This is a genomic window from Coleofasciculus sp. LEGE 07092, assembly GCF_015207375.1.
Classification (GTDB): domain Bacteria; phylum Cyanobacteriota; class Cyanobacteriia; order Cyanobacteriales; family Coleofasciculaceae; genus LEGE-07092.
This window is the reverse complement of sequence record NZ_JADEWY010000201.1, coordinates 1-8,093: the sequence shown is the minus strand read 5'-3', so window position 1 is coordinate 8,093 and position 8,093 is coordinate 1. Positions and strand designations below refer to the sequence as shown.

The 8,093-nt window shown below is 47.3% G+C and carries 9 protein-coding genes and 1 pseudogene; 4 read left to right on the top strand and 6 right to left on the bottom strand.

Annotated features, from left to right (window positions below):
* Nucleotides 1-307 precede the first annotated feature (307 nt).
* The gene (locus IQ257_RS28070) at nucleotides 308-1,015 is read left to right on the top strand and encodes a Crp/Fnr family transcriptional regulator (RefSeq protein ID WP_193872847.1); all 708 of its coding nucleotides are present in this window, start codon (nucleotides 308-310) and stop codon (nucleotides 1,013-1,015) included.
* Nucleotides 1,016-1,135: 120 nt separating this feature from the next.
* On the top strand, nucleotides 1,136-1,867 hold the full coding sequence (locus IQ257_RS28065) for a DUF2232 domain-containing protein (protein ID WP_193872843.1): 732 nt from the start codon (nucleotides 1,136-1,138) through the stop codon (nucleotides 1,865-1,867).
* A 20-nt stretch (nucleotides 1,868-1,887) separates the two neighbouring features.
* On the opposite strand, the gene IQ257_RS28060 is transcribed toward IQ257_RS28065, so the two are convergent.
* Together IQ257_RS28060 and IQ257_RS28055 are read right to left on the bottom strand one after the other, a co-directional pair.
* A complete protein-coding gene (locus IQ257_RS28060) occupies nucleotides 1,888-2,562 on the bottom strand; it encodes a phosphoribosylanthranilate isomerase (RefSeq protein ID WP_193872842.1) in 675 nt (224 codons plus the stop codon).
* Between the two features lie 66 nt (nucleotides 2,563-2,628).
* Nucleotides 2,629-4,368, bottom strand: a complete 1,740-nt coding sequence (locus tag IQ257_RS28055; RefSeq protein ID WP_193872841.1) for a DUF3352 domain-containing protein — start codon at nucleotides 4,366-4,368, stop codon at nucleotides 2,629-2,631.
* Nucleotides 4,369-4,827: 459 nt separating this feature from the next.
* Here IQ257_RS28055 and IQ257_RS28050 point away from each other — a divergent pair, with 459 nt between their 5' ends.
* The gene (locus IQ257_RS28050; RefSeq protein WP_193872846.1) at nucleotides 4,828-5,253 is read left to right on the top strand and encodes a DUF1622 domain-containing protein; all 426 of its coding nucleotides are present in this window, start codon (nucleotides 4,828-4,830) and stop codon (nucleotides 5,251-5,253) included.
* A gap of 535 nt (nucleotides 5,254-5,788) precedes the next feature.
* Here IQ257_RS28050 and IQ257_RS28045 read toward each other — a convergent pair.
* The 3 genes from IQ257_RS28045 to IQ257_RS28035 all read right to left on the bottom strand — a co-directional run bounded on the left by IQ257_RS28045 (nucleotide 5,789) and on the right by IQ257_RS28035 (nucleotide 7,109).
* Nucleotides 5,789-6,391 carry a Uma2 family endonuclease gene (locus IQ257_RS28045; RefSeq protein ID WP_193872840.1) on the bottom strand — a complete coding sequence of 201 codons (603 nt, stop codon included), beginning with the start codon at nucleotides 6,389-6,391 and terminating at the stop codon, nucleotides 5,789-5,791.
* 220 nt (nucleotides 6,392-6,611) lie between these two features.
* On the bottom strand, nucleotides 6,612-6,890 hold the full coding sequence (locus tag IQ257_RS28040; RefSeq protein WP_193872839.1) for a hypothetical protein: 279 nt from the start codon (nucleotides 6,888-6,890) through the stop codon (nucleotides 6,612-6,614).
* Between the two features lie 48 nt (nucleotides 6,891-6,938).
* A complete protein-coding gene (locus IQ257_RS28035; RefSeq protein ID WP_193872838.1) occupies nucleotides 6,939-7,109 on the bottom strand; it encodes a hypothetical protein in 171 nt (56 codons plus the stop codon).
* Between the two features lie 35 nt (nucleotides 7,110-7,144).
* Here IQ257_RS28035 and IQ257_RS28030 point away from each other — a divergent pair, with 35 nt between their 5' ends.
* Nucleotides 7,145-7,921 (top strand): M15 family metallopeptidase, encoded by a 777-nt coding sequence (locus IQ257_RS28030; protein ID WP_193933406.1) that lies wholly within the window; start codon nucleotides 7,145-7,147, stop codon nucleotides 7,919-7,921.
* On the opposite strand, the pseudogene IQ257_RS28025 reads toward IQ257_RS28030, so the two are convergent.
* Nucleotides 7,902-8,093: pseudogene (locus IQ257_RS28025) on the bottom strand (DNA-3-methyladenine glycosylase 2 family protein); the annotation flags it as partial. The gene IQ257_RS28030 and the pseudogene IQ257_RS28025 sit on opposite strands and share 20 nt — an antisense overlap.

Sequence of the window (8,093 nt, the reverse complement as noted above, 5' to 3'; positions counted from 1 at the left end):
CCCTTATCCTGACCTTTAGAATTTTCACCAAATCCATAAATCTCATTAATATGAAGCATAATAACTGTGTGTCCGTTCTCAGAAAATTCCCTCAATCTCTGGCAGAATTAGCGATTGAAGGCGGTGTCGAAGCGGTGTAGCATCGTTTCGATACCAGGGATGAACGTTCGATCGACCGTTCTGACTCGTTTGAAAAGGTTGGCAGGTGCTTGTGTTTCTGTTGTTGAAACAGGAAAAACCCCTCAAAAAAAGAGGGAACGGCGACTCGTCGTACCTATCCAGCACGTATACAATGTGGTTTGGCTTCATGGATGACCGATACAGCTCACACGAAATGAATTCGACTGTTAATGAGTTGATTCGCACAGCTCCTTTTTTTGCTGGCTTACCGGATGCCAGTGTGGAGCAAGCCAGCGCTCACGTTGTTACTCGCAGCCACCCGAAGGAGCGAGTTATTTTGCTGGAGAATGACTGGGGAGGCTCTGTTTACTTTATTTTGGAAGGGTGGGCAAAGATTCGTACCTACAACCTGGAAGGGAAAGAGGTAACTCTTAACATTTTAGGGAAAGGAGAACTCTTTGGGGAAATGGCGGCACTGGATGAAGTTCCTCGTTCAACCGATGTCATTACCCTAACTCCTACCACGATCGCTAGCATACCCGCCCAGGATTTTGTCCAGTTGATTCACAACGAACCCCTAGCAGGTGTTCGCTTATCTCAGCTTATGGCAAAGCGCCTGCGTCAAGTCAACCGCCGCCTGCGCCTGCGGGAGTCAGATAGTACGTCGCGAGTCGCAGACACGTTGCTGTTTTTGGCAGAGGGGCAGGGAAAACTTAAACAGCAAGGAACGGAGATTCCCAACCTACCTCACCGAGAATTAAGCAGTTTGAGTGGATTGGCGCGGGAAACAGTGACTCGGGTTCTGACTAAGCTAGAAAAGAAGGGACTGATCAAGCGAGATAGCGATATTATGTTTATTCCCGATTTGTCTGCTTTAGAGCGAATTATTGCTTAGAGAAAGGGTAAATTAGTCGAGGAGTTGTCAACTACACCAGATACCCACAGGCGGAATTGATTTAACCCTTAGCTAAAAGCAGAGTTAAAGTGAAGATTGATTAATGCCTGCTAAATTTACATGAGTGAATCTTTTGATGATGACCGATCCTCTCGCCCAAATTTTTCCCAAGAAACAGAAAACCAACCTTTAAACTCAGAAACCGAGTATTCTAGTCAGGAACAGCTAAAGTCTAATACCCCCTTAACCATGGTGGAAACGGCTTTTCTCGCTAGTACCGCCAGCTTGATTTGGCTGATTAATTATTACTTTCCCCTAGGACCCGTGCTGAAGATGTTTTTCCCAATACCCATTGCTTTGGTTTACCTGCGACGGGGTAGTCGGGCATCTTGGATGGCGGCATTGGTTTCAGGATTGTTGCTATCGGTACTTCAAGGACCAACCCGCAGTATTCTCTACATCATGCCCTACGGTTTAATGGGTATTCAGCTTGGTGCGTTATGGAAACGCCAAGCCAATTGGTTATTTTCTATTGGAACGGGTGCCATTATCGGTACATTTGGCTTCTTTTTTCGATTTTGGCTGCTCTCTATTCTTTTGAGCGAAGACCTTTGGGTTTATGTAATGAGTCAGATTACAGAACTAACGGAATGGGGATTTTTGAAGCTGGGGTTACTAGCTCAACCTAGCCTAACTCTAATTCAGGCAGTCGCTGTGACAGCAATTGTCATTAACAATATCGTTTATTTGTTTGTGGTGCATCTTGTCGCTCTGGTGCTGTTCGATCGCTTGGGTAATCCAATTCCCCGCCCTCCCCATTGGGTGCAAGTTCTGTTGGACTATGAGGGCTAAGAGCTGATATTTTTTTAGGGTCAGGCGCTATCGGCACTGGCATAGACTTGGCTGAAAAATTGGGAGAGTTTACTTTCATCCAATTGTCCTTGAGTACGAACCCCACTACAAACATCCACTCCAAAGGGTTGTACGGTTTGGATGGCGTCGGCAACGTTGTCAGGAGTAAGTCCTCCGGCTAGGAAAACTGGCACATCTACGAGTTCGCGGATACGCTTGCTGATTTCCCAGTTGTGAAGTTGTTCTGTATCGCCTAGCTCTTGAGTTTCTGATGAATCGTTGGAGTTGAGTACCAACGCTGATACATGAGGGGCTATGAATAAAGCCTCTTTGATCGATTCTTCTCCGGTAATGCTAATCGACTGGACGATCGCAATTCCCGGTAGTGCCTGACGCAAATCGCCGTGAGTTCCGTATTGAAGGCGATCGCAAATCTGGATGGCATTCACGCCCAACCGCCGTTGCTGGGCAACAATGGCTAAGGTATCGCTCTTACTCGTGAGTAAAAAAGAAGAGACTCCAGGGGGAACCATTGAGGCGACTTGGGCAATTAATCCTTCAGAGACTAAGCTAGAACCATTGGACATTTCCGAAACTAAGCCCAAGGCTGAAGCACCGTAACGAATGGATTGTTTGGCTTCTTCAACACTGCCAATGCAGCAAATTTTTATTCTAGGTCGGGTTGTAGGTTCCATTCAACTAGGGGTAGAGGTTAGGGACTAGGAATTTTCATAATGAATCTATTCCAGTGGATTGCTACTTTAGCCGGAGGGATGATCCGCTAACTGAAAAAACAGCTTACTGCGCTGCACGCCCTTATCGATACCGTAGCTACTGATACTGAGCGATCGCAAATGGTCAAACAGAGGTTTACCAATGAGTTCTACAACTCGCACAATCGGTAGCTGTCGCTCGATAAATGCTTGACTTTTTTCCCAGTCAAGATACAGATAACCATCATTGTCCCTTGGCAGGGGTGCGATCGCATACTCAAAGCGATCACTTTTTAACAATGAATGATTCAATCCCTTCAATGCTTCGTCCATCGCCTCAAGGGATGTTGTGAAAATCTCGTAATTGCCGACAGAGGCGTGAACTCCATCTACTTGTGCCTTCAAACTCACCAATCTGTCCGTTTTACTGGCGAGTGCTTGTGCGGTTACTAACTTAGTCCAGGCGGTGATAGGGTATTCACCCAAGTTGAGTTGCCCGACACTCAATCCCCGTTTTTTAGCCGTAGCATCTAGATGATCAATTGCGGCTACTGCGTCCGTGTCGCGTTTTTGAGCGACGAAAATCCAGTCAGGATTCATTGAGTCTGGGCGCGGCAACAGCGAGAGGGCATATTCTCCTTGCACCCAACTGAAGATATCTTGAGGCAGTTGGATACCCCACCGGGACTGCCACGTGGCGATCGCTTGATCAATCAGGACTTTCAGGGTATTCTCACTGGCAAGTCCGGCGGTAAATTGATGCCACAGTTGGTTTAAGTCTGTCCCAGCAATTGCTAAGGCGCTTTGGGCTGGAATGTAATCTAAAGCATCGACGGGTTGAGAAAGAATAGGGGTTCGGTTTTCCGCACTTGACTTCGAGCCAAGAACGGCTGCCTGTGCCAGTAACCCCTGACGGTCTAGGGAGAACGCAAAGGTCAGGGTTTGAGATGCCTCAAAGGAATTTCGCACGGGCAGGGGTTGATTGGAAATCCATGCCGCTAGTGCTGGCAGATTGACGAAACTCAGACCAATTCGGGGTTCGGTGAAGCTTTGTAGCATTTGCTGGTATTCCGGCTCATCTGCCAAGCTGAGGTTGCCAACTTGGACGTTGTTGATGGCATCTCGCAATACCTTGGGATGGTTGGTAAAGAGGACGAAGCGATCGCCTACGATAGCGCTGGTTAGGGTTTCTGAGGTGGAGTTGGATGCGGAACTGTCGGTAGAAACAGCTAGTCCAGGAATAGGACGCCTGTAAATTAGATTGACGCCCTTGTACTGTTCAAAGACTAAATCTGTTGTGCCAGCGATCGCTTGCCGGGAATAAAACAATTGCAGCGATTCCCGTGCGGCTTGCGGGTCTTTGGTCGTAAAAGCTACTAAGTATCCGGGTTGAGCGGCATTTTCTCGATTGCGGTCAATGTCGAGGGACGTGACTGCCAGAGTGATTTCATTTCCGACCCACGGTTGAATATCTCGTTGATAGTCCAGATCGAGGTTCGAGAGTAAACTGTTTTCCAGTTCCTTGAATTGAGCTAACGCTCGCCTTCGGTTTCCCGGACGGGTTGCTAGCTGCTGAAATGCTGCCAAGCGGTCTGGATTCACCAGCAGTGACACCATAACGGGTGCCTGTTTGGGTACGAACATTGCCGCAGTTGGCTGTACTACTGCCGTTTCTCGCAGTAAAGTCAGCGGACTGTGGGAGGTTAACCAGAAAAAGCCGCCAGCGGCAACTAACAGCAGCATCGACACCCCTGCTGCTAGGACGTAAAAAAACGAGCGTAGCTTCATAAGTATTTTAACTACAGCGTCTTTTGGGCAATAGCATGAGACACAATCCCAATTCCACGCCTATCTCTATCTATCTTACCGAGTGGGATGCTCTCATAAACTACAAAATACCGTCTCATTACGTTATTTTTTAATGTATTTCACGTTATAGTGAGTTTTAGTTTGGGAGTCTATACTAGTCTAGTAATAAATAATCTCCCATTTTCTTACGTCCCAGCGCTCTCTCCAGCGCCGTTAAGGTGTTAGGTTATAGGTCTTAGGTACGCTGCCACCTACCGATTAGTCAGTCAAGTTCCAAGAGCTACTGTCTTGATACGGAGCTAGCATTGCCCTTGGGAAGGTAAATGCTTATTAGTCTCATCATAAAATTGAAGATTCTGAAAATGTATTGCAGTTGGGCAAGAGGTTAAGCTGATGAAATTCCCTTATTGTGGGACTATGGTCAACGCTTTCTCTTTAATGAATGCAGGTATGGAAGTTGTAGTTCGCTCTCTAAACGGTGTAGTCGTTAATATTTGTCAGTTGCTAGCATTGTTCGTGATTTCAGTAGGAATTATCAAAGCCCTGACAATCTTCCTCAGACACGCTTTGTTTAGCTATCACTCTGCTAATGCTTTTCAGGAAAGTCGCTTAGAAATGGGGTACTCCTTCTCCTTGGGATTGGGGTTTTTGATTGGGGCAAGTATTCTGAAGACAACGATTGCTCCTAAGTGGAATGATATTGGTCAACTGGCAGCAATTATTGCAATCCGAACAGTTTTGAATTATCTTCTTTTACAGGCAATTGTCAAACACACTGAGACAAGCCAGGATTCTGCGGTTTCGGAAAATTCTGATAATTGGCGTCCTCTTGTTGCTGCACCACAAGAGGCGAGGGAAGGGTGAGGGAAATTGGAAAACGGTTCAGTAGAGAACAACTCACAAAAAGAACACTTGAGTCAGCTATCATCCCGTTGTGATAGCGATCGCGTAAGCGCTGCTGCCAAGCAGCTCGCATATTAGTCATTCTCAAGCGCGATGCAATGAGATCCCCGACTTCTTAGAGAAGTCGGGGATCTAGACCACTCCTTAAAATCCCAAAACAACTCTACTTATTCATTTTCATCTTCCGCAGTTGTGTCTTGTTCCAGGAACAAAAAATTAACTATCTGTAAGACCATCTAACAAACCCTTGTCTTATAGCTATAGATATCAAAGGAGTGAGAGTACATTTATAAGCCGATTGAGTGATATAAATCAAATCCAGACAAAGAAATAAATTGATTAGAGTAAATACAATTGATTTCAGTTTTACCTATAATTAATTTTCAATATTTACTGTGTTTTGTATCTGGTTTTACTCGGTCTTGAGGTGAAAACAGCTTGTTAGCAACAGCAGGAATATTAGGGTTACTTGGCATCCCCCCATTCTGGGGGGAGTTCACCAAATCTTGCTTAAATCCATCACAAATCCGGGTAAGACCGACTCACAGCTAACCGTAGCCGGATTCTCCAAACATTCCACATCTACTCCAGGACGATAGATGTAAACCTGCCGATTTTTGCGGTCAATCAGCCATCCTAAAAGCGTCCCATTGTCAATATACTCCTGCATCTTAGTCTTAAGTGGTTCCAAATTATCAGAAGCAGAACGCAACTCCACCACAAACTCAGGACCAATAGGAGCAAACTTTTTCTGTTGTTCGGGAGTCAGGGCATTCCACCGTTCTAGCTTCACCCAAGCCGCATCAGGCGATCGCTCTGCACCATTGGGAAGCTTAAAGCCTGTACTAGAGTCAAAATAAATCCCAGTTCCGTCACGTTCTGCCCAAACTCCCAACTGAACTATTAACTTAGCATTCCGATTACCCGTTTCTGAGCCAGTGGGGGGCATAATCAGCAATTCTCCTGTAGCAGTGCGCTCAATTCGTAAGTCTCGATTAATTTGACAGAACTCAAAAAACTGCTCATCTGTCAGATTAATTACCGGGTGTAGGTGCAACACCAAAGGAGAATTTTCTACTTGAGTCGTTACTGTCGTCATGGCATCAATCCTTCGCTGCTGAATAATTATTCTTCCCCCTCACGGTTTGACTATCTATTACCCCCCTAACCCCCCTTGTCAAGGGGGGAACTAGAGTCAAAGTCCCCCTTAATAAGGGGGATTTAGGGGGTTCCAACAAGGTTTGCATGACAAAGAACAAGATCTGTGTACGCCGTAGCTGTCTTGGGGTAGGGGGTGAGGGCAGAGTTGATCTGACAAGCTACGCATAGCCCGTTTTTTGCCCATCCCCTCGATCTTGCCGCTTTTCCCCAATCTGAGGCAACGTTCCAGACGCTAAATCTAAAACCCTTTCCGTCTGCCTAGCAATGACAGATTGCCGCAATTGATTGTTATCGGGCAGCATTTCCAGAACTTTTTCCACCAGTTCCTCAATTTGCTCTTGACACTCCCGATCAATTCCTACAATTTGATTAATTTCTTCGCCATCGGGACGAGTCACCGTCAACTCCCAATCCAAATCGTAAACCTCTGCAATCACCAGCTTCGATTAGTGGTTTTAAACGCTCTAAATCGGGGCTGGGCATAGTCAGGCAAACAAACCAGCATCTCGACCGATAGTACGCCAGTCGCCTGGAAAATAAATTTTTACCACTACACGAGCCTTTGCTGCTGATAGACTGGCAAATAGCTTGAAAGTAGGGTTAGGAGTCTCTTCAGTTAGATAGGCGATCTCTAAAAATTGGTAATGGCTAGTCAAGAAAAAGTATTGATTTCGAGTGCAGGAGTGGATTTTTGAATAACGGCGGTATCCCAGGAAAACCAATAAAGCTCTCAGAACAACCCGGAGATGATATCCCCGTAGCGGTGCGGGATACCCCCGACATCAGACGCCGCTCTCGGTGGAAGCCCATCTTGATGGGTGTTGGCTTGTTAGGATTGGGAGCGATTGCTATGGGCTTCATGCTATCCCAACCAACCCCCGCCCCCAAAACGACAGAAGAGTCCCCAACGCCCATATCAGTCGATAGCACCACCTCAGATAACTCAGACGCCAGCCAAAGCGAAACCGATAATATCCTTGGACACCTTCCCTACGAAGAAGCCCCCCTCTCCGAACTCCAACCCATCACCCCTGATGGTCGCATTAAGCTTCGCACTGCTGCTGCTCAAAAATTCAAAGCCATGTCAGCCGCCGCCCAAGCCGAGGGTATCCTGCTCGTTCCAATTTCTGGTTTCCGTTCTGTTGAAGACCAACAGCACCTGTTTTTCGATGTTAAAGCCCAGCGTGGACAAGTAACAACCAAGCGAGCTGAAGTCAGCGCTCCTCCCGGTTACAGCGAACACCACACAGGCTACGCCATTGATATCGGCGATGGCAGAACGCCAGCTACCAACTTAAGTCCCAGCTTCGAGCAAACCGCTGCCTTCAAGTGGCTGGAAAAAAATGCCCCTCGTTACAGCTTTGAACTTTCCTTCCCCAAAGACAATCCTCAAGGTATTAGCTACGAACCCTGGCACTGGTGCTGGCACCCGGCGCCCGCTGGCGAAGCTAGTCCTGCGAGCGCTTGACCGGCGCCTTGTCCGGCGTGCCGAAGTCGGCGATGCGCCACAGGTACAGCGCCGCGAGGGTGCGATAGGGCCCCCAGGTTTCGCCGCGTTCGGCCAGGGCCTTGGACTTGGGCATTTCCTCGAGCTTGTCGAGTAGTTGGGCGCCCTTGCGCACGCCCAGGTCGTCTCTCGG

Bases quoted from the DNA above. Each gene is read 5' to 3' on its own strand.
- IQ257_RS28070 (WP_193872847.1), top strand. From the start codon at position 308: ATGGATGACCGATACAGCTCACACGAAATGAATTCGACTGTTAATGAG.
- IQ257_RS28065 (WP_193872843.1), top strand. From the start codon at position 1,136: ATGAGTGAATCTTTTGATGATGACCGATCCTCTCGCCCAAATTTTTCC.
- IQ257_RS28060 (WP_193872842.1), bottom strand. From the start codon at position 2,562: ATGGAACCTACAACCCGACCTAGAATAAAAATTTGCTGCATTGGCAGT.
- IQ257_RS28055 (WP_193872841.1), bottom strand. From the start codon at position 4,368: ATGAAGCTACGCTCGTTTTTTTACGTCCTAGCAGCAGGGGTGTCGATG.
- IQ257_RS28050 (WP_193872846.1), top strand. From the start codon at position 4,828: ATGAATGCAGGTATGGAAGTTGTAGTTCGCTCTCTAAACGGTGTAGTC.
- IQ257_RS28045 (WP_193872840.1), bottom strand. From the start codon at position 6,391: ATGACGACAGTAACGACTCAAGTAGAAAATTCTCCTTTGGTGTTGCAC.